Origin of the sequence: Pseudoalteromonas sp. SWXJ133, assembly GCF_015864365.1 — a bacterium.
GTDB lineage: Bacteria > Pseudomonadota > Gammaproteobacteria > Enterobacterales > Alteromonadaceae > Pseudoalteromonas > Pseudoalteromonas arctica.
In genome coordinates this window covers 20,834-41,281 of sequence record NZ_JADYXJ010000020.1, presented here as the reverse complement: position 1 = coordinate 41,281, position 20,448 = coordinate 20,834, and the positions used below count along the sequence as shown (strand labels likewise).

Sequence of the window (20,448 nt, the reverse complement as noted above, 5' to 3'; positions counted from 1 at the left end):
GTTATTTCCTTAATCGTCCTCTAACGGTTTTGCTTGCGCTACCCGCTAGTTTAATTAAATTTTGTTCTGAGTGAGCGTGGCAAATCGCAATAGCGAGTGCATCAGCTGCATCGGCCTGTGGCGTACCGGGTAGTTTTAAAATATTTTTTACCATGTGTTGCACTTGAGTTTTATCTGCACCACCGTTACCTACTACTGCTTGCTTAATTTGCCTAGCTGAATATTCAAATACGGGCAAGTCGGCCATTGCAGCGCCTACAATAGCAGCGCCTCTAGCTTGGCCAAGCTTTAAAGCAGAATCGGGGTTATGCGCCATAAATACTTTTTCGATGGCAAAGGTTTCTGGTGAAAACTGCTCAATAAGCTGTGTAATGCCTTGGTAGATCATTTTAAGTCTAACCGGAAAAGGATGATCAGCTAGCTTAATACAGCCACTGCCTAAGTATGTAAATTTAGAACCTTGGTGGGCAACAACGCCATATCCGGTCAAACGTGAACCAGGATCGATCCCTAAAATAATGGCCAAACTTGCATTCTCATTATTGTTATTTTTAAATTACGCTAATAATGCCAGAGCACTGTATAAATTACCAGTACAAAGAAAACAAAAATGCCCACGTGTTAGGTGGGCATTAGAAGGAGCATGTTAGTTTAAGCTTACCCTAGGGCACGCACTAATCCTTGAGTGTTTTGTTTAAGTGTTCGAGCAATCATTAAATAGCCTAAACCTGCTACAAATACTCCGCCCGCTACCGGCCCAATAATCCATATATGTGGGTGTAGCTTACCGGCTAAATCAAACATTTGTTGCTGCACAATTAAAAGTGCTATATCACTAAAAAATGCTGCGACTAAACCGGCTAAACCACCGAGTAATAAAAACTCATACAAGGTCGCGTTTTTAATTAATCGGCTTTTAGCACCAAGTGTTCGTAGTATTACAATTTCTTGCATACGTTCACCCAAGCTAGCTTGCACTTGCGATATAAGTACAAGCGCTCCACACAGCACTACAATAGCCAGTACAAAGCCAATGGCGAGCGATACTTGCGAAATAGTTGTTTGTATTTGCTTAACAAAGTTATCAATGTCAATGGCTGTAATAGTTGGGTAAGTGCGCAGTAACTGGCTAAAGTCACGCTTTTGCTCTGGGTTTATGCGTACCGACGAAATATACGTTGCCGGAAAATCTGCAAGTACATCTGGGCTTAAAATAATAAAAAAGTTAGGTTTAAGCGTAGCCCAATTAACTTTACGAACACTGGTAATTTTAGCGTCGAACGACTGCGAACCAATTAAAAATGTAAGCGTGTCGCCTATTTCAACATCTAAACGCTCAAGCATCGACTCCTCTACTGAGGCTTCGGCTGTTGCATTTTCACCAAACCACGCGCCTTGTGTTACTTCGTTTTGATCTGGTACATCCTTAAGCCATGTAAGGTTTAGCTCACGGCCAATACCGGCACGTGCTTCTTCGTCTTTTTTCTCGTTGTCTTGCAGCGATACAGAACGTGCTACCAACTCGCCGTTCACCGCATTTACGCGCCCACGAATAGTGGGATAAAACTCTGATACTTGAATATCTTTTTGAGCTAAATATTCATTAATTGGCTCAAGCTCATTTTGCGTAATATTAACTAAAAACGCATTAGGCGCATCGGCAGGAAGTTGCGACTGCCAATCAGATATCATGTCGTTTTTAAGTACCACTAAAAACAGCAGTAATTTAATCGCTAACGAAAAACTAATTAACTGTACCGCGTTCACATTTGCACGCTTTTGAATAGATGCAATTGCAAGCGACCAACTGTTACCTGGCTTAAGCCCTAATTTTCGACCGCCACCAAATATTAATTTAGATATCAAAAACAACACACCAATTAGCGCAAGCGTTGAGGCAAACAAAATAAGCGTTATTTTTATGTTGTTACTAAATAACCACATTAATAAAAACACAGTTAGCGCACTCATGCCTAAATGCACACGACTTACTGCCAACTTGTCACCTAAGTTACGGCGCAGCACTCTAAGCGGTGGAATATCAAATAAATCAAATAACGGTTTAATAGAAAACATAACAGCACAAATTACGCCAGTGCTAATAGCCACCAGCCACGGTTTAAAGCCACCTAAAGGTAGCTCTGTGCCCATACTTTTTGATAAGTAACTTGTTGCTGTTTCTTGCAAGCCATAACCAATTAAAAGCCCAATGCTTACCGCCATTGCACATACAAGCAATAAATGGAGCATGTATATTTTGCGGATCATTGAACGGCTACCGCCTAGCGTTTTCATCATCGCTACTGGGTCGTATTGTCGTTCACAATAACGTTTTGCTGAAACGGCTATAGCCACTGCGGCTAAAATAATACCTAATAGGCCGGCAAGTAATAAAAAGCTCTCTGCACGGTTTAAACTATTTGAAATAGGTGATTGACGGTCTTTAACGCCGTACCATTGTTGGTTTTCTTTCATTTGTGGTTTAAGCCACTCGTAAAAGCTATTTATATCGGCCTCACTACCTGCATAAAGTTGGCGATAATAAACACGACTACCTGGCTGCACAACTTCGGTTTTTGCCACATCGCCAATATTAATAAGCACGCGGCGGCTGCTCGAAAATACATTAAATGGCGCATCGGGCTCTTCTACAATCACTTTTGAAACATTAAATAATGCAGCGCCAAGCTCTACTTGCGCGCCTATATCAATATTTAAACTGTAAAATACTGATTCACTTAGCCACACATTACCAGGCGTTGGTCCGCTATTAGCAACCTTAGTTTCACCTGTTAAAGTGTCTTTAACTTTTAACTGCCCTTTTAGCGGATACGCATTAGATGCCGCTTTTACTGAGCTAAACTGCATTTCATCATCGGCAAACAACATAGTGTCGAAATACACCATTTGTGCCGTTTTTAAATTTTGGCTTTGTGCTTTAGTAATAAAAGCAGTGTCGAGAACATGATCGCTTGCAAGAACACGGTCTGCAGCAATAAAAGCACTGCTTTTTTGCGCAATACTTTGCCCTATTCGCTCAGTAACCATCGACAGTGTAAGCACGGTTAAAACAGCAAGTGCGATAGCCGCGCTTATAACGGTTAACTCACCACGGCGAAATTCTCGCGAAAATAACTTAAGCGCTAACTTAACCCACATCGGCAACGTCCTCTACTTCGCTTTTTACCAGTAAACCCGCTTCTATTTGAATAATATGCTCACATTTTTGTGCAAGCCCTTCATCGTGAGTAACTAAAATAAGCGTAGTGCCATGTTGAGTATTTAAATCGAATAATAAGGATTCAATCATTTTACCGTTTTTGCTGTCTAAGTTAGCCGAAGGCTCATCAGCAAACAGTATTTTAGGTGTACCAATAAATGCTCGCGCAATAGCAACACGTTGTTGCTCACCGCCAGATAGCTGCGACGGATAATGATCAATTCGATGGCTCAAACCTACTTTTTCAAGTAAGGCAATTGCTTGCTCTTTCGCATCACTTTCGCCAGCAAGTTCTGCTGGAAGCATAACGTTTTCTAGTGCAGTTAAGCTTTGTACTAACATAAACGATTGAAACACAAATCCAATTTTAGCCGCGCGCAGTGCAGCACGTTCTTCTTCATCTAAATTGTGTAATGGCTCGCCATCTAAAAATATTTCGCCGCTGCTTGCAGTGTCCAGCCCTGCTAATAAACTGAGTAACGTAGATTTACCAGAGCCCGATGTGCCAACAATAGCAACAGACTCGCCATGCTTGACATTAAAGCTGATGTCGCTGAGGATGGGCAGCTCACCTTCAAAGGTAGAGACTACTTTAGACAAACCATTAACCTGAATTATATTTAATTGAGAAAGCGCTGACATATGACTCATTCAATCCTACGTTTAGTATTCATTTTATTTTTAGTTACCAAACCGCTGAGCGCAGCAGCCGACAACACGATTTTAATACTCGGTGACAGTTTAAGCGCAGCCTACGGACTTCAACAAGAAGAAGGCTGGGTAAAATTGTTACAAGATAAATACGACGACGAACAAGCCGACATAGAACTTATCAACGCCAGTATTAGTGGCGAAACATCTGGCGGCGCGCTGCGCCGTTTAGATGCATTGCTTGAGCAATACGAACCCTCTCATGTACTTATTGAGCTAGGTGCTAACGACGGTTTACGTGGTTTTCCAGTTAAAAAAATGCAAACTAACTTAACGTCTCTTATTCAAAAAAGCCAAGCAGCTAATGCGATGACCGCATTAATGGAGATTTACATTCCCCCTAATTACGGCCCGCGCTACAGCAAAATGTTTACAGACACTTTTACAGACGTTAGCGAAGAAACAAATGCATATTTAATGAACTTTTTTATGCTAGATATTGCCAGCCAATCTGATCTAATGCAAAACGATAGTTTACACCCTAACAAAAAAGCCCAGCCATTAATACGAGATGAGATGTATGACTCGATCAAAAAGTGGTTAAATAAAGACTAGCCAATTAATACACCGCAAGAGTGCTACTTTATGCCTCTTGCGTAATAAACATCCAAACAAACAATCGCTTATTGATTTTTAAAAAAATACACGTACTATTGCATACAAAGTCGGTATGTGGCGCAGCTTGGTAGCGCACTGTCATGGGGTGGCAGGGGTCGAGAGTTCGAATCTCTCCATACCGACCAATTAAATCCTTCCTAGAATAATGAGCTATAAATAATACTATATACTTTATCCTATTATTAAATTGTAGTTATTGCTTACATATCGCACATTTATCGAACTCTACCTATTTCAATTTATTTCCACACTTGCGGTCTGGCTGCGTGGAATATAGGAATAGAGCTAATGGCACCAAAATTACATTCGATCCATATGATTCCATAAGTACCTTTGCTTACTGTTAATTTCTATCTCTAAATTTAATACTGCTAGATGGATTCTATGAATAGTCTTTTTCATCTCATCAAATATTTTCATATTCACATCCCTATCAGTAAAGATATTCTCACCACTTTTTGTTCGTCCATTTCGATGAACACAATCATGCCTATAGCTAATAAGCCTCTCTAAGGAACTTCTATTTTCTTTACCAATGACATCATTAATTTTTAGATTGAATACCCCTTCGAATAATGCAGATACAACACCTATGTTATGAAATAAAAGTTCATCTAGCCTTGAGTTGACTTTTTGAAGTGGTAAATTCTTATTGGTTAAAAAGTCCACTAAAGTAAACTTTTCACTCTTCAAATCCTTTGAGCTTTCAATAAACTTCAAAAAGCAACCGAAGTTACTATTTATATAAAACTTAAATAGATCAGATAAATATGTTTCTAAAATTGTTATTGAGTGTGTGAAAAAAAGTCGTCCTATGAAATCTGTATAGTTTACATCAGCTTCTTGAAGCTCATTTAACGAATAAATTGCATTTATATATGCTCTTTTCAGTGTGTAATCATCATCGGTTGCTAGAAGTGCTTCGTTATTCGCAACAAAAAACGCAGCTGAACTAACGTCATAATTAACTATAATATTTCTGTTATCACCACACCGTTTACAGGCATTTGTTATTAAATCTTCACCTATATTATCTTTAGAACTACCAGGTGTAGGCACATTAAAATCGTCTATATAATGTTTAAAATAAACTTCTTCACCACATTTGCTACATGCAAATTGAATGTAAAGTTCCATAATCTCTCCTTGCTAAACTTTAAGGTTTTATAATACCCCCCTTAATGCTGTTTGAAAGTAAGTTACTCTTTAATATTTAATAACCTGACTTCACTAACAGTAAATCTGCACAGTTCTTAAGTAATACCTAGAATGTGGCTGTTCTTCAATTAAGTTTTCCTTATACATTAAATAAACACCCGCTCGTTGACATTTTGAATAAAATAAAGTTAAGCGTATAATTTTCAATCAGATATTAATAATAGGTTTTTAATTAAACTGTACAATGGCATCGGTGCGAAACTAAGTTGAATTTAAGGCTCTGTATTAAGTAACTTAGCATAGCGATGATTTAAGTCATTCAGTAAGGGAAATAAAATGAAAATAGGGATAGATCTCGGTACAACTCATAGCGTAGTGGGAATATGGCAAGATAACGCGGTTAAGTTAATTCCGGATATGGAGGGTAATGTGCTCGTTCCTTCAATTGTTGGCTTGTCGGAAGACAATTATATTCTTGTAGGCCAAGCCGCTAGGGATCGATTAGCAACACACCCTGCACATACCATTTCAGAATTTAAACGTTTTATGGGCACTGATAAAACCTTTTCATTGGGCGAACAAAATTATAGCGCAACGGAATTATCTGCCATTTTATTAAAAAGCCTAAAAGAGCAAGCCGAACATTATTTGCAAGAGCCAATCACTGAGGCTGTTATTTCGGTACCTGCCTATTTTAATAATAAACAACGCCAAGCAACGCAACAAGCCGCTTTGCTTGCAGGTTTAAAAGTTGAGCGATTACTTAACGAACCCACCGCCGCCGCACTCGCTTATGGGCTCGATAATAAAGACTGTGAGCAAACTTACTTAGTACTGGACCTTGGTGGCGGTACATTTGATGTGTCGGTTATTGAGGTGTTTAACGATATTTTTGAAATACACGCCTCAGCAGGTGATAACTACCTAGGCGGTAACGACTTTACTAACGTAATTGAAGAAGACCTTTATAAGAAAAATGATTTATACAGAGGTTTTTTCTCAGATAGTGAAAATCGTAATATTTGGTCTTTGTGTGAGCGCTTAAAGTGCCAATTAACTAACGAGCCAGTAGCGAGTTTTAACTTTGAATATAAAGAAAAAACATACCCATATACTCTCACGCTCGAAGATTACCGTACATTGTGTAGCGAGTTAATAGAACGTATTAAGTTTCCTATTAACCGTGCTATGTCTGACGCCGATTTAACACTTGAAGACGTTGATGGGCTTATTCTTGTTGGTGGCGCTACACGTATGCCTATTTTTCAGCAGCAAATTAGTCGTGTATTTTCACGTATACCACAAACCCAATATAACCCTGACCATGCTATTGCCACCGGTGCTGCAATTCAGGCAGGTATGAGCGCACGTGATAAAGAATTAAAAGATGTAATAATGACTGATGTTTGCCCATTCACTTTAGGAGTTGAGGTAAATAATAAACATGGTCAGTCTGAGTTTTTACCTATTATAGAGCGTAACGCAACTATTCCCGTAAGCGAAACTCGTTCTGTTTATTCAGCTCACCCAGAACAAGAAAAAGTCCTAATTAAAATTTACCAAGGTGAACATTACCTCCCTAAAGATAATGTTTTTTTAGGTGATTTAGAAATAGAGCTTGAGCAGTTAAATATAGTACAAGAGTTATATTTAACTTATACCTACGACCTGAATGGTGTACTTGAGGTTGAAGTGACTAATGTTGCAAGTGGCAAAAAATACCGTACTTATGTAGGTGAAAATGAAGAAAGCCTGAGCGAAAGTGAATTGCGTGAACGTTTTGCACGACTTAACGCACTTAAGGTTTTGCCTAAAGATAAACTGGTAAATACTGCATTTAAAGCAAAATTAGAGCGCTTGTTTCAAGAAAACCTAGGAGATAAAAGGCGTGAAATTGGCGAGGCTATTGGCCAATTTATGGAAGTATTGGAAACACACGATAACCACAAAATAGAACGTATGATCGAAAATATAAAGCGCTATCTTAGTTATTAAAATTAGCTATTAAAGTTAGTTATTAAAGTTAACTAATAAAAAATAGTTTCAGTTAAAAAATTACATGCATTAAATAAAGAGTGAAGTAATGAACCATTGGAAAATATTAGGCATTGAAGCCACAACAGATAAACGCCTTATTAAACTCGCTTATACAGAGCTGCTAAAAAAAACATCGCCAGCTGAGTTCCCTCAAGAATTTAAAGATTTACGCAAAGCATACGAGTTAGCCATTAAAGAGGCTAAACAACCTACTCAAAATGAAGACAAAGCACCCAATCAAGTATTTGAAGACGAGTACGAAAAACAAGGGGTTACTAACGAGTCATTTTTTGATGAAGAAGCGCCCTCCTCTGCATCTACAGAAGTTGAAATTGTTAAGCCTCAACCAATTGAACTCAATTGTGTTCGCTCTATTGCAGAGCTGCAAATAGCGCTCAATGAATTATATTGTAATGTGTCATCTCGTAGCGATGTTGAACAATGGAAGTTATTATTTTCAGCCCCATTATTTTGGGATGTTGATCAAAGTCAGCAAGTCTTATTCACTTTAATTGATTTCTTGTCAGAGCATTACTTTTTATCTGCCACGGTATTTAAGTTTTTAGATGAGAGTATAAAAATCTCTAGCGAACTCGTCACTAGTAAAAATAATCACTACCGTGAACTTGCTATTGCACTGCACCATTATATTCAGAGCCTACCACTGCGTATAGAATCACCATCAAATATTGATGAGGATATTAGCTTTGAACAACTGCATCAGCATCTTCAGTTACGTAACTTAATAGAAGAACAATGTATATATTCTAAGCTGACAGCAAAGCAGCTAATGATATTAATGCAGCGAGTCAATTTGGTATTTTATAATGACGAGTCACTTTATCTTTATGTGGCTAACTATTTATGGACATTGGATGCATACACAGAAATCAGTAAGTTAGTTGGCTCGTTACCGCCACCTACCGATGCAAGCATAGAACACCTGCGAGATTTACAAGCACACGCAGAATTTAAGCTTGAAAACTATGATATTGCACTCACTATTTATCTTGCGCAGCGAGAACTTATAAAAAGTTTTTATGCGATGAAGATGACTAAAGAGATTGGTCTGTGTTATTTGCACCTTAAAGATTATGAAAAAGCTTATATATTTTTAAACTCTTATTTTTATATTCGTCCTGAGGAAATAGACCTTCGCTCTGCTTTGATTATCGCTCGTCGACACTACATAAAAGATCTTAAAAAAAATGAGGAAAGTAACGCGCTTAAAATAGCGACGTTGCAATTTGAAAATGGTCGCTATCAAGATGCGTTAATAACGACTCAAACATACTCTTTGGTTTTTGACGCTAATTGTAATTATTTGCAAGCTTTATGCCTTGCTAAGCTAGAACGCTTAGATGAAGCATTTGACGTTTTTATCGCCTTTATGAATCTTCATTTACAAAAGCTGGTAGATCCTTGGCCACTACTCGTTGATTTATTTATCTACTGCCCAGACTCAATTGATTTTAATTTGATAATGGAAACTATAGCTAAAAAAATACAGCCATCTCCTAATAAGTTTTACAAAACCCCTCGTGTACTAGGTTCTGTACAAGAGAATATATACTCACAATTAGAACTCAAAACATTAGATCTCCCAGCGACTGACCATGATGGAAAACCCACTAAACCAATGGGTTACGCCCTATATCCAGATTTAGAGTATAAACAGCAATATGCTTGGGCAATGCTACATGCGTTAATGGCTAAATTAGTAAATATCGAAAACGAAGCTGTTAAGAAGCAAGTAAAACAAGCCGCTATTTATGCGATTAAACAAGCTATGCCAAAAATCACACACCAACCAAGTTGGAGCTTAAAGTTTATTCACTTAGCTTTTGATATAGATGATTTTGATACCTGTATTAAGCTTGTAAACATTGCAATTAGCGAGTTTTCTAATTTACCACAAGCTTACTATTACAAAGGCCGATCGCTAGCGGCGTTAGAGCAATATAATGAAGCAATACCCGTATTACTATTAGCTGCAGATAAATATGGTGATCAGAGGCTTGGGATATACTCACTTGAATTTGCAGTGGAGTGTTGTGAAAAGCTCGTTGAACTTGGGCAACCAATGCATGCTAATTACAACGATATATGCTTAAAACTACAAACAACAAAGGAGATTGTAGATGCATAATCAAAGTGAAGTACCTTGTGTAATTAAGGATGATACGGACTTAAGCTCAGAGCAAAAATTATGGCTTATTAGCCTCTCAGGGCACCTTTCAATGCAAAATGGCTATTCATTGGATGTCCTAAAACATCATAATAAAAACTATACTGACGAGGCTATTGCTAAAGGAAATTTAAGTATTTTAGATAATGGTTATGGCGTTACAACAAAAGAAGAATTGATTGAAACTTTAAATGTTTTTTATAACACGTCAAATAGCCAAGTTTTTATGAGCTGCATGGCTGAACTCACCAGAAATGATTTATTAGCAACATACAACATTGAAGATAAATTTACCGCCTATCAAAATACGCCTATAGGTATTATGTCTGACTGGGCAGGAATACATAAAATCTCACTGGCTCGTTGTGGTATTAGAGCTTTTGATATTGGTCGCTATGCTTTTTTGTGTCGTTGTGGTGTTACCATTAATTTTTTAACTGAAGAAGAAGCATGGTGTTACCTCAAGCATATTGGAAAACTGGCACAGACCTTATTTGTTAGCTGGCAAGAATATGCAACTAGTTATGTAGTTGGTCGGTGTATATGGCAGAAAATTAAAACTCAAGAAATGTACAGCGAGCCAAACCCTGATTTTAATTTTAGTCATGATTTATTTGAAAAAATAAATGATACGGCTGCTACATTGCAAAGTATATTAGCTGATGACGAGCACCCATGGTGCCAATTAGATTGGAAAATAGACTTTTGATCCCAATTGAAACTACAATATTTTGATTTTATAAATACAGATTGAATAACTCCTTTTGCAGCAGAGTTATTCAGTCTAGTTAGTATCAGTATTAGTGCTTGCGTCCTACACCATTACGTACCATGTCTTGGCCTGTTTGGAATACGTCTTCTGTAATCATGCGTGCTAAAAGTAGCTTTTGATTATCGTCAAACACAGCAACAAAACGGCTGCCATCTTTGTTATTAGTGGCCATACCAACACCGGCAACACCTTTAAGTCCAAAACCACCGTTTTCGACATCTATTAAAAAGCTTTCTAGTTCGGCTAAAGTATCAATTACGTCATTTTCATTATTCATTTTAAAACTCTTTTAGTAAGGCCTTGGCTAGGCTTTTAAATCATTATGGTGGCTATTTTATAGAGAAGAGCCAAAAACTTAAACCCTTGGCTCAGGTTAGTAACTAAATCGACTTTATAGCTAACTCTAAATTGCTTAGCGCACAACCAAACTCTTTTGCATTAACGCGATGATACTGCGTGTCACTCGTTGCAGTAAGGCTAATTATAAACTCATCTTGTTGGGCTACCGCACTTTGCTCTTGGCTTAGGCACATCGCTTGAGTAAGTGATCGCAGTTTTGAATTTGTTAAAATTGAGCCAAAACGCTGCACTGGCAGTGGAGGTATTTTTATAGCGGGTAACGCCTCATCTATTGTGCGCTTGCTTAGAGTAAACGTGTTATTGGTAATTTCAATTACACTGCTTGTAGGCCAATACGAGTAGCTATAGCTCTTACTCTCAGGTGGTGCTTTACCTTGGTTAGCTAAATGCACTACACCACTTTTGCCTATTACGGTTATTAAACTACCTTCTGGCGATTTAATAACAACCAAAGCTGTATTTTCATCAATACCAAAGCCATGCTGCATTTGTGTTTTAGTATTACTCGCTTCGCTATTATTTAGCGCAGCTGCGAGTCTAAACGTGCGGTTTTGTTCGCTAAATTGAGTATCTATAACACCAAAATTAAAGCTGCCAAGTCCACCAGCATTAGTGTTATTTTCACCTTTACGAAGTGCCTCAAGGCTTGTCGTATTTGTAAGCATACCCGTCACTTTACTTTGGATTGCTGCGCCCGCGCCTTCACCTACAATTACCGGGCGAGTTTGCAATGCTTGCGTCCACGGGTATGGATTATTGTTTTGATCAAATAATACCTTGTGAGTTAATGCTGCATTACCGCTATTAAACATCACACCGGTACTATTTTTAATAAGTGATACAAGTGCATTAGTGCCACTTTTGCATAAAGCGTATTCGGCCTTTGTACGATCGGGGTAAATTGCTTCACGGTTATACACATTCATTAATGTATTTCTGAGAGCGGGTAATTCATCGCACGAGTTACTCGTAATCGCTTTAGCAAGTGCTGGCGTTAGTGCTAACCATTGAGTGCTTATATTTGATTGTGCTAAAAGACTCTGCGCTACATCTGCCGACTCATAAGGGTCGCGGCTCGATGCCGTAATAGCAAGTATGGTGGGTTTTGCGTTATTAACTTTTAAACTGCCCGACACAAATTGTAAAATACTATTAGTCGCGACCTCAATATTAAAATCGGTATTTACTTGCTCTTTTAAGCGCTCACCGTTTTTATCAAGTAGCGGCACTTCTAGCATATCAAATACAAAGTTGTATTCTTGCTGAGTCAGGCTTTCTAATTGCTGGTTATTTATATCGCGCCATAGCCATAATAAACCTGTTTTTGATACGCTATTTGATGATTTACTTTGTATGGCTTTAAGTGTTTTTAATACAGCCGTTTTTGCCTCAACGTTATTATTAGGCCAGTGCTGCGTGATGTTTTTTATTTGAGAGTTGCTAACAGCATATAAATTATGTGACTTACCATCAATAGCAGTCTCTTTTTGGCAATTGCTAAGCTTTGCGCTAGTACAGGTAGTAAGCTCTGACCCCACTAAAATTAAAGTTTGGCTTTGCTCTTGAGCCACTGCATTTATTGAAAACCCAGCACCAAACAATACCACTAACATACCTAGTAACTTAGGCTGTTGATCACGTAAAAATGCACATATCATAATGTAAACTCTAATATAAATTATAAAACTAATGTGTTGTAGTTTAACAGCTAGCCACTTGAGCCTAAATATATTTTTATAAATGTTAAATAATTCAAGCCCCCTGAAAAGCGATAGCGTTAAGTGCTTCATTTAAATAAATTGTTTAGCTTACATGCTTGCACTTATAAATATTAACTAAACAAATTTAAACGGATCATTTATTGATCAAACTCATTGTTTAAATTACGGTGGTGCATTGTTTTATGTAACTAGGGTGAAATATGGACTTTTCTAATGAAGAGATAAATTTTTTTGCTGAGTTATTCAAACCAAATACAAAGCAACGTTCCCCTCGTGACCATATGCTTACAATGAAAAGCTCTATACCCGCGAGTATTGCTCACCTTTTTACCCACGCTAATCTAACTTTGCTTGCTGAAGTTGCTAATTACCAACTTTGGTTTCCCCTGCAATTAAAAATTGATGAGTTAGGTGTAATTAACCCCACTTTGAGCGCACCAGAGGTAATTGATACAAAAGGTACTCAGCGCAGTTGGCGTTGGAGTGAGCTAAATATTAAAAGCCAAGGTTTTAATATTGAATCAATTTCCAGTACGGGCATATTTTTAAAACCATTGAAAAATGGAAAAAGCTTAAACAAATTACAGCACATGAGCTTTAACTTGCCCAACAAAGAAAACATATCGATAGATGTAGAACCCGTTAGGCAAAGTAGCCTAGGGATTGCAGCAAAAATCACTCAGATTCATAGCGGGCAAGAGCAATTACGCGCCTATTTATTTGAAGAACATAAACGCCAGTACGCTAAGCTGTACGAAAATGGACAACTAATTGAACAGTTAATTTAGTCTCTTTTAAACACTCAACAGCACTTCACTTGGCTTTATTTAACCCCCTCTCAATGTTAATCTGTCCCCCTATTAATAAATCATAAGGATATGACAATGCCAGGTGCTTTTGCGCACATCACAGCCGTTAATATTGCAACGCAAACCAAATCACTCGCTAAAATGGATATGCCTAAAAAGGCAAAACTTATTTTAAGCCAACGCCAAGCATACCTTGAACTAGGCTGTGTAGCCCCCGATTATCCTTACTTAGCAGTAGCGCAGCCTAGCCAAAATGCGTGGGCCGACCTAATGCACTATGAGCACACAGGCGATTTACTTAAAGCCATGATTGAATACTGCAAAACACTTGAAAGTGAAGCATTTGAAAAGTGTTTTGCTTGGTTATGCGGTTATATAGCCCATGTTGCTGCGGATATAACGGTGCATCCGGTTGTTGAATTAAAAGTTGGCCCGTATGAGCAAAATCAAACGGCGCACCGTGCCTGCGAAATGAATCAAGATGCATTTATTTGGCAGCGTTTAAATTTAGGTGAGTTAGGTTATGCTGACCGCGTGCAACAAAATATTGGATCTTGTACTAACAAAGACGATAATTTTGATACCGATATTGCAAAAATTTGGCAACATGCTTTATTAACGGTTCACCCAAGCTACGCTGCACAACACGCTCCTAACTTTAATTCATGGCATAACGGTTTTCAGCTTGTAGTAAATAATGTTGAGGAAAGCTATCGATTATTTGCCTGCGCACGCCATGTTGCTGCTGATTTAGGTTTGTTTTATCCTCGCCCAAACGAAGTTGACTCCACTTTTATTGAACAACTAAAAACGCCGCACGAGCCTATGCATTACAACGATATTTTTGACTTTGCCGTTAGCAATATTCAGCACTACATAACCGTTATTGCCAATGCCGTATTTTTAGATACTGATTGCAGTGCAATTAAAAATTGGAACCTAGATACAGGCTACGATGAGCACAACACAATGACGGTATGGAGCAAATAACATGAAACACTTACTCTGCATAAGCTTAATTGTATTACTTAGCGGTTGTTACACTTCAAAAAATAACAATCCAGAAGTGATGGCCGATTTAGCCTCGCAATTAAAAGATATTGCTACCGCTGTAGACGGCACTTTAAAGTTTAGTGAAACCCCCTATTCATCCTCTGATGAGTTATTAAAAGCTGCCGTTAATAACGATTTAAGCAAACTTACGCCCTTTAACGAGTACACGTTTATTGTGGATGTACAAGATGATAACGCCGTATTACTTTTATGTGATGCTGACACTGCTTTAATTGAAGATGCAGGCTGTACTGCGCAATCAGACATACAGCATTGGAAGTCGGGAGCTGTCCAACAGTGCAAAATAACTATAAACGCCCAACAACTCTGTAATTAGCTAATAAAACCAAGCTAGCTTTATAGAACATGCATAGCTTTTAGGTGAGCATGTTCTATATAGTGGCCACTAAATACATTTAAAGTTGAGCTGTCACTTCTTTAGGGTTAAACACTAAGCCATGGCGGTTAACATGTTCTGCAAATTTTTCGGCTGGCATTGGTTTAGCAAAGTAATAGCCCTGAAATTCTCTACACCCCATTTGCGCCATTATTGCTACTTGCTCTTAGGTTTCTACACCTTCGGCTACACACTTAATATCAAGCTCTTTACACATAGCATGTACTGCCTTAACTAAACTTTTTTGACGCTTTGAGCTCGTTACTTGGCTTATTAATGAGCGATCTAACTTGAGTTTGTTAATTGGGTAGTCGGCAAGGCGTGCAATATTAGAATATCCCACCCCAAAATCATCGACCGAAATAGTAAAACCCCACGATTGCAGTGTTTGCATAAGCTTTAACGAATGGGCTTGGTTTGGCTAAAATCAATCAGGGATATAATTTCTATTTACATTGTTCTATAAAATAGACAGGTGTAAACCTGCTTATTAGCCGTTAAGCACTTATTTTTCGTGTGTTTTTACAGTTGTCATCTTTAAGAGCAAAACCACTGCACCCTAAAAATTCACCGTGCTTAGATTTGCGTTTGCGCATTTCGCGCCCACACTTTTCACAAATTGGGTGCTGGGTTTTACATTCTGTATTCACACATTGTGAGTATGTGTTTTTATCAACCGATGGGCTACTACAGCTTTTACACACTCGCAATTTAGTTTCGCAAATTTGCGTGTTAGTACAACTATAATAATCACCATATTGGCCAGTTCTAGGCACTATTAACCCGTCACTGCACGTACTACATTCTCTTTGCTTTAGTTGCGGCTTATTAAATAGTGCGGAACCAATTTGAATGGGGTAATCATCATTTATTAATTCTTTTATAAATGCGGAGCATGCATAAGGGTCGGCAATTAAATACGCTTTATGTTTAGCGCGTGTAATGCCTACATAAAGCAAACGCCTTTCTTCTGAGTGAGTGAATTCATCTTGCTTTGGTAATAACGACTCCACCAGCAAGTTATTTTGATTGTTGCTCGGAAACCCTAATTTACCTTGTTCAAAACCAATAATAATACAGTAATCGGCTTCAAGCCCTTTGGCACTATGCAATGTCCAAAAATGGAGAGGGTTTGTATGCTTTTTATCTTTTAAATGCTGTTGCACGCTATTTAACATGTATCGGTATCGACTAAGTATGGCAATGCTGGCTAACCCATCATTTTTTTGAATAGTGCTTATGCTTTGCTGTACTTTTATTTCTATCGATTTAGTACCTTGGTATAAATCGTCTAATAAAATAACTTGTGGTGTGGTTACTTGTGTATGTGTGCTGATCTGCTTTTTATATTGCTCAGGGTTTTGCATTACAAAACGCCCTGCTACATCGCTAATACTATTGTTATATCTAAATGTTTTTTGCAACATAGTGAGTGAGTGGCTACCCACTAACTCACTAAAGCGCGTAGTAAGGGCTAAATTACCTCCCGAGAACCGATAAATTGCTTGCCAGTCATCACCAACAGCAGTAAAGCGTATTCCTTTGCCATATTTTAATATCGCATTTAAAAAACCCATACGCGCACTTGATATATCTTGAAACTCATCAACTAAAATGTGGCTCCACGGAACATTAAAATCTCCGCTTACTACTGCCTTCGTTGCTTGAATAATCATGTCGTCAAAATCAATGGCATTTTGCGCGTTTAGTTCATTTATATAAGCATCATGAATTTGCACTAACAAGTTTGCATATTGTTGATAGTTTTTAATACCACTTTGCTTAATGCGCTGCGCTATTTGCTTATTACTTAATTGCTCTACACGGATAGCTTGTAAGCATTTTATGTACTTATCAATGCCTTGCTGTAACTGTCCTGAGTTATTTAAAGTATGAAATATTTCATCGTTACTTAAAGGTGTTAATTCAACATTATGCTGCTTTAATTGCTTTGCGAGGGTTTGCTCTAGCTTTCCTTCTACCCAGTTGTAATGAAAGGTCTCGAGTAAGGTGGTGCCATTTTGTTTATGCAGTTTGCGCTTAAATGCAATTTGCTCGTTATAGTGTTTTTTATCTATATCGGCACGTGCATTCCCTTGCCTATCAATGCCAAAGTGCTCTAAGTAAATATCGTATTGAGGTATATAAAAGTCTGGTTGGTATTGCCCACTTAGCTCGGCGCCTTGGCTAAAGTGATAATTCACCTCATAACTATGCGGTACGCAATTCAAATGTAGCCAGTTTGAAATAAGCACTTCCTGATAACTTTTTACTTTATGACCAGCAAGGCTGCGGTATTCGTTATCGCGTATGTATCGCTCGTACTGTGCATTATCTTTAAAGCTAAATATATCAATCGGCTCATGGAGTAAATCTATAAATGCTTTTAAAAACGGTGGTTCAGTTTGTATTTTTTTACTTACCCATCCAGTTAACCAACTATTTAATTGAACTGGGTCAGTTGCAAATTTTGATAATTCGATTGGCTTTTTAGCACTTTGTAATAATTTAAGCCCAAGCGCATGAAACGTTAAAATAGTGGGTGCTTTGGTATGCAATTTTGCATGCATGGCGCGCTTAATAAAGCGCTCTTTAAGCTCATTCGCTGCTGTTTTATTATAGGCCAGCACCAAAATTTGCTCAGGCTTGGCAATATTGCATGCTATTAAATCTAAAGACTTTGCTACCATCACAGATGTTTTACCTGTGCCTGCTGCCGCTAATACTAAATTTTTATCGTTATCGCGTATTACCGCTAAGCGCTGCTCTGTTGTTAATGGGTTTGACTCTACTTGATTAAAAAAGTCATTTTTAAGAGTTAGTTGTTTTTTTTCATATTTATGGCGCAACTGTGCAATTGCATCGTGAGTATTGGGTGTAGTGCTCAGTATATTTAAAAATTTAATACTACTTGGCGATAAGTGTTGTTGCCACACACTTGTACTTTTAGCGTACTGCTTGGTAAGCAAAAACACATCATTGTTAAGTGTTTTTATGGAACTATCACGTAAAAACTCATCTAAAGCATAACGCTTGAGCGAAATCTTTGCGTTATTTACCTTTTGCTCAAGCAAGGCTGAAAATTGCGTGTTAAGGGCAGTATTTAAAGTGTTCGCTTGTGCTTTGTTTAAAAAGCTAATTGATGTATTGCTGCTGTCGCACAAATTAATTTTGGCACTAAATAAACTATTTTTAAGTATTGAGTAATTATAAAAGTCTTTAATTAAAAATGTTCGTGCGGGAGCACGTCTAAAATGCACAACAAGGTGCTCTTGTTCAATACTTACGTGTTTAATACGGGTAAAAAAACGGCCTAGCCAACTTGGAGTAGCAATATACTGCGCCATAATACTCAATATGAAAATATGCTTTAATTGATTGTAACACACTCTTTTATAATAAATTTAGCGCCAAGTTAGTGTTTATTTAATAAGCAATTTGAATAGTGGATTGGTTTTTAAAACTTAGGATTTAATGTTTTATTTACAACCATTAACAAATCTAAACATTTACAAGCGCCTTGTTGTGTAACAATGCACAAATACAAACTGGTCACGGCATATAATTGTAAAAACTATTCTTAATTAAACAATTACTTACTGCCTAATTAAGTGGCTTAAAGGAGCTAACATGCTTAAAAAATGCATTACCACAACGGCTTTAATTTTAGCATTATGCGCTTGCACGTCAGAAACAGAGTCGGATTTAATAAAAACAAAAGGTATTTGGGCAGGTTTTGAACTAGTTTCTGATGGTAACCGCACGCGTGTTAACGCAGAACTAAATGCAGGCGATGCTAATGGCTCTAACATTGTTTTAAGCGATAGCGACTCATTACAAGCTGTTGTTAATAACACTGCTATTGTACTTACAAAAGATACCGACTTTTTAGACGTTGATTACCAAGCATACATAAATGCCACTGACGATAACCAACAGTTTGATATAAAATTTAAACGGGACGATGGTATAAATGCTAATTCGAGCGTGGAGTTGCCTTTAAATTTTATTATTTTAACCCCGAGTAACAATCAAAATTTTGATATTAATAGTCCCCTTACAGTTCAGTTAGATGGCACTGATCCTAATAGTACTAGCCAAGTAGAACTTAGCAGTAGCTGCACTAACAATAATAATGAAACACTTTTACAATCAACGCTTTTTGCGCTTAACACTTCGCGCCTTGAAATAAATCTGCAAAGTTTAGATGTGTTTAGCAGCTCGCAAGTAGATCAAAGTAAAACGTGTGATTTAACAATTAGTGTGAAACGCGATCGATTCGGTAGTATTTCGGGTGAATACGCAAACCAAAGCTATATTAAATCCCAGCAATCGCGCGCTATAAAAAATATGACTTTAACGTTTTAATTTGCACGCTAATTTACTCAACGTTAAGCTACGCCTTTATTAAGTAACTCTACCAATTGTAATTGCCCTCCTTATTTATAGGAGAACTAATAACAATTGATATAAAGGTTTATTATGACTAACAGCACATACCCTATTGGCACACCTGGACAAAAATGGAATAACAGCGATAAAGCCCAGTGGTTAGCACGCCAAAACATCAAACGCAGTTACCAAAACGAAGTCGTAACGCTAATTAATGACCTTAAGAGCACCTTAGATATAGAGCAATACGGCGAGCTTAATTACACCGCTGGCACTTACCCATTATATATATTAAAAACACCTAACTTTAATGCTAATAAACCAACTGTTTTAATCACCGGTGGTGTACATGGCTACGAAACCAGTGGCGTACATGGCGCACTTAGGTTTGCTAAAACATCCGCTATGCAATATTGCGAACAGTTTAATATTATTGTTGCCCCCTGCATTAGCCCTTGGGGATATGAGACTATAAACCGCTGGAACCCAGACGCTATTGATCCTAATCGCTCATTTTACGAGGGCAGCCCAGCTCAAGAATCAGCAGCTATTATGGCGTTTGTAAAATCATTAGGTACTGACTTAATCGCTCATATTGATTTACACGAAACAACAGATAGTGATAACAGTGAATTTAGACCTGCACTCGCTGCGCGTGAAGGCACTACAAATACTAACTGGAACATACCTGACGGGTTTTATTTAGTTGCAGATACCAAAAAGCCTGAGCCGGAGTTTCAAAAAGTCATTATAGAAGACGTTGCAAAGGTCACTCATATTGCACCGAGCGATGAAAATAACCAGTTAATAGGCGTACCTCAAGAGCAATTTGGTGTAATTAACTATGCAGCTCGAGAGTTAGGTTTATGTATGGGCTTTACTGATGCACCCTATGTAACCACTACCGAAGTGTACCCAGATAGCCCAACAGCCACCGATGAAGAATGTATTTTGGCACAAGTAGCCGTTATAACAAGCGCACTGAAATATATAAGTGCAAACACGCAATAAA

General features: G+C 37.8%; 16 protein-coding genes, 1 tRNA gene and 1 pseudogene. 10 read left to right on the top strand and 8 right to left on the bottom strand.

The features are described from left to right. Position 1: 1 nt before the first annotated feature. The 3 genes from ruvC to I6F40_RS14170 form a co-directional block, all read right to left on the bottom strand. Positions 2-526, bottom strand: coding sequence for a crossover junction endodeoxyribonuclease RuvC (gene ruvC, locus I6F40_RS14180; protein WP_002960649.1), 525 nt, complete (start codon positions 524-526; stop codon positions 2-4). 131 nt (positions 527-657) lie between these two features. Continuing rightward, entirely contained in the window at positions 658-3,159 is a 2,502-nt protein-coding gene (locus tag I6F40_RS14175; protein WP_197193089.1) for an ABC transporter permease, read from the bottom strand. Continuing rightward, positions 3,149-3,862: an ABC transporter ATP-binding protein gene (locus I6F40_RS14170; protein WP_165728877.1), complete on the bottom strand. Its 714-nt coding sequence runs from the start codon at positions 3,860-3,862 to the stop codon at positions 3,149-3,151. Before I6F40_RS14170 ends, I6F40_RS14175 begins: the two co-directional genes overlap by 11 nt. Here I6F40_RS14170 and I6F40_RS14165 point away from each other — a divergent pair, their 5' ends adjacent. Both I6F40_RS14165 and I6F40_RS14160 read left to right on the top strand, forming a co-directional pair. Continuing rightward, positions 3,863-4,486 (top strand): arylesterase, encoded by a 624-nt coding sequence (locus I6F40_RS14165; protein ID WP_197193088.1) that lies wholly within the window; start codon positions 3,863-3,865, stop codon positions 4,484-4,486. 111 nt (positions 4,487-4,597) lie between these two features. Continuing rightward, positions 4,598-4,674, top strand: a tRNA-Pro gene (locus I6F40_RS14160). A 175-nt stretch (positions 4,675-4,849) separates the two neighbouring features. Here I6F40_RS14160 and I6F40_RS14155 read toward each other — a convergent pair. Beyond that, positions 4,850-5,686: a hypothetical protein gene (locus tag I6F40_RS14155; protein WP_197193087.1), complete on the bottom strand. Its 837-nt coding sequence runs from the start codon at positions 5,684-5,686 to the stop codon at positions 4,850-4,852. Positions 5,687-6,043: 357 nt separating this feature from the next. Here I6F40_RS14155 and I6F40_RS14150 point away from each other — a divergent pair, with 357 nt between their 5' ends. The 3 genes from I6F40_RS14150 to I6F40_RS14140 all read left to right on the top strand — a co-directional run bounded on the left by I6F40_RS14150 (position 6,044) and on the right by I6F40_RS14140 (position 10,641). Continuing rightward, entirely contained in the window at positions 6,044-7,702 is a 1,659-nt protein-coding gene (locus I6F40_RS14150) for an Hsp70 family protein (protein WP_024593047.1), read from the top strand. Positions 7,703-7,790: 88 nt separating this feature from the next. After that, complete coding sequence (locus I6F40_RS14145; RefSeq protein ID WP_024593048.1) at positions 7,791-9,893, top strand: CDC27 family protein; 2,103 nt, start codon at positions 7,791-7,793, stop codon at positions 9,891-9,893. Continuing rightward, positions 9,886-10,641 (top strand): DUF1266 domain-containing protein, encoded by a 756-nt coding sequence (locus I6F40_RS14140; RefSeq protein WP_024593049.1) that lies wholly within the window; start codon positions 9,886-9,888, stop codon positions 10,639-10,641. Before I6F40_RS14145 ends, I6F40_RS14140 begins: the two co-directional genes overlap by 8 nt. Positions 10,642-10,732: 91 nt before the next feature. Here the strand turns inward: I6F40_RS14140 and I6F40_RS14135 are convergent, their stop codons facing one another. Both I6F40_RS14135 and I6F40_RS14130 read right to left on the bottom strand, forming a co-directional pair. Continuing rightward, a complete protein-coding gene (locus tag I6F40_RS14135) occupies positions 10,733-10,981 on the bottom strand; it encodes a hypothetical protein (protein WP_007580368.1) in 249 nt (82 codons plus the stop codon). Positions 10,982-11,084: 103 nt separating this feature from the next. Further along, a complete protein-coding gene (locus I6F40_RS14130; protein WP_197193086.1) occupies positions 11,085-12,722 on the bottom strand; it encodes a cyanophycinase in 1,638 nt (545 codons plus the stop codon). A 263-nt stretch (positions 12,723-12,985) separates the two neighbouring features. On the opposite strand from I6F40_RS14130, the gene I6F40_RS14125 reads away from it, so the two are divergent. The 3 genes from I6F40_RS14125 to I6F40_RS14115 all read left to right on the top strand — a co-directional run bounded on the left by I6F40_RS14125 (position 12,986) and on the right by I6F40_RS14115 (position 14,984). Further along, positions 12,986-13,573 carry a hypothetical protein gene (locus I6F40_RS14125; protein WP_197193085.1) on the top strand — a complete coding sequence of 196 codons (588 nt, stop codon included), beginning with the start codon at positions 12,986-12,988 and terminating at the stop codon, positions 13,571-13,573. A gap of 96 nt (positions 13,574-13,669) precedes the next feature. Continuing rightward, entirely contained in the window at positions 13,670-14,584 is a 915-nt protein-coding gene (locus tag I6F40_RS14120; protein WP_197193084.1) for a zinc dependent phospholipase C family protein, read from the top strand. Position 14,585: 1 nt separating this feature from the next. Then, positions 14,586-14,984: a hypothetical protein gene (locus I6F40_RS14115; RefSeq protein ID WP_197193083.1), complete on the top strand. Its 399-nt coding sequence runs from the start codon at positions 14,586-14,588 to the stop codon at positions 14,982-14,984. Between the two features lie 79 nt (positions 14,985-15,063). On the opposite strand, the pseudogene I6F40_RS14110 reads toward I6F40_RS14115, so the two are convergent. After that, positions 15,064-15,462: pseudogene (locus I6F40_RS14110) on the bottom strand (EAL domain-containing protein); the annotation flags it as partial. A gap of 79 nt (positions 15,463-15,541) precedes the next feature. Further along, positions 15,542-18,391: a UvrD-helicase domain-containing protein gene (locus I6F40_RS14105; RefSeq protein WP_197193082.1), complete on the bottom strand. Its 2,850-nt coding sequence runs from the start codon at positions 18,389-18,391 to the stop codon at positions 15,542-15,544. A gap of 283 nt (positions 18,392-18,674) precedes the next feature. Between I6F40_RS14105 and I6F40_RS14100 the strand changes: the two genes are divergently transcribed. Then, entirely contained in the window at positions 18,675-19,412 is a 738-nt protein-coding gene (locus I6F40_RS14100; RefSeq protein WP_197193081.1) for a hypothetical protein, read from the top strand. 114 nt (positions 19,413-19,526) lie between these two features. Beyond that, positions 19,527-20,447, top strand: a complete 921-nt coding sequence (locus I6F40_RS14095; RefSeq protein ID WP_197193080.1) for a M14 family metallopeptidase — start codon at positions 19,527-19,529, stop codon at positions 20,445-20,447. Position 20,448 lies beyond the last annotated feature (1 nt).

Coding starts and splice junctions, on each gene's coding strand:
- I6F40_RS14175 (WP_197193089.1), bottom strand. CDS start 3,159: ATGTGGGTTAAGTTAGCGCTTAAGTTATTTTCGCGAGAATTTCGCCGT.
- I6F40_RS14170 (WP_165728877.1), bottom strand. CDS start 3,862: ATGTCAGCGCTTTCTCAATTAAATATAATTCAGGTTAATGGTTTGTCT.
- I6F40_RS14165 (WP_197193088.1), top strand. CDS start 3,863: ATGACTCATTCAATCCTACGTTTAGTATTCATTTTATTTTTAGTTACC.
- I6F40_RS14155 (WP_197193087.1), bottom strand. CDS start 5,686: ATGGAACTTTACATTCAATTTGCATGTAGCAAATGTGGTGAAGAAGTT.
- I6F40_RS14150 (WP_024593047.1), top strand. CDS start 6,044: ATGAAAATAGGGATAGATCTCGGTACAACTCATAGCGTAGTGGGAATA.
- I6F40_RS14145 (WP_024593048.1), top strand. CDS start 7,791: ATGAACCATTGGAAAATATTAGGCATTGAAGCCACAACAGATAAACGC.
- I6F40_RS14140 (WP_024593049.1), top strand. CDS start 9,886: ATGCATAATCAAAGTGAAGTACCTTGTGTAATTAAGGATGATACGGAC.
- I6F40_RS14135 (WP_007580368.1), bottom strand. CDS start 10,981: ATGAATAATGAAAATGACGTAATTGATACTTTAGCCGAACTAGAAAGC.
- I6F40_RS14130 (WP_197193086.1), bottom strand. CDS start 12,722: ATGATATGTGCATTTTTACGTGATCAACAGCCTAAGTTACTAGGTATG.
- I6F40_RS14125 (WP_197193085.1), top strand. CDS start 12,986: ATGGACTTTTCTAATGAAGAGATAAATTTTTTTGCTGAGTTATTCAAA.
- I6F40_RS14120 (WP_197193084.1), top strand. CDS start 13,670: ATGCCAGGTGCTTTTGCGCACATCACAGCCGTTAATATTGCAACGCAA.
- I6F40_RS14115 (WP_197193083.1), top strand. CDS start 14,586: ATGAAACACTTACTCTGCATAAGCTTAATTGTATTACTTAGCGGTTGT.
- I6F40_RS14105 (WP_197193082.1), bottom strand. CDS start 18,391: ATGGCGCAGTATATTGCTACTCCAAGTTGGCTAGGCCGTTTTTTTACC.
- I6F40_RS14100 (WP_197193081.1), top strand. CDS start 18,675: ATGCTTAAAAAATGCATTACCACAACGGCTTTAATTTTAGCATTATGC.
- I6F40_RS14095 (WP_197193080.1), top strand. CDS start 19,527: ATGACTAACAGCACATACCCTATTGGCACACCTGGACAAAAATGGAAT.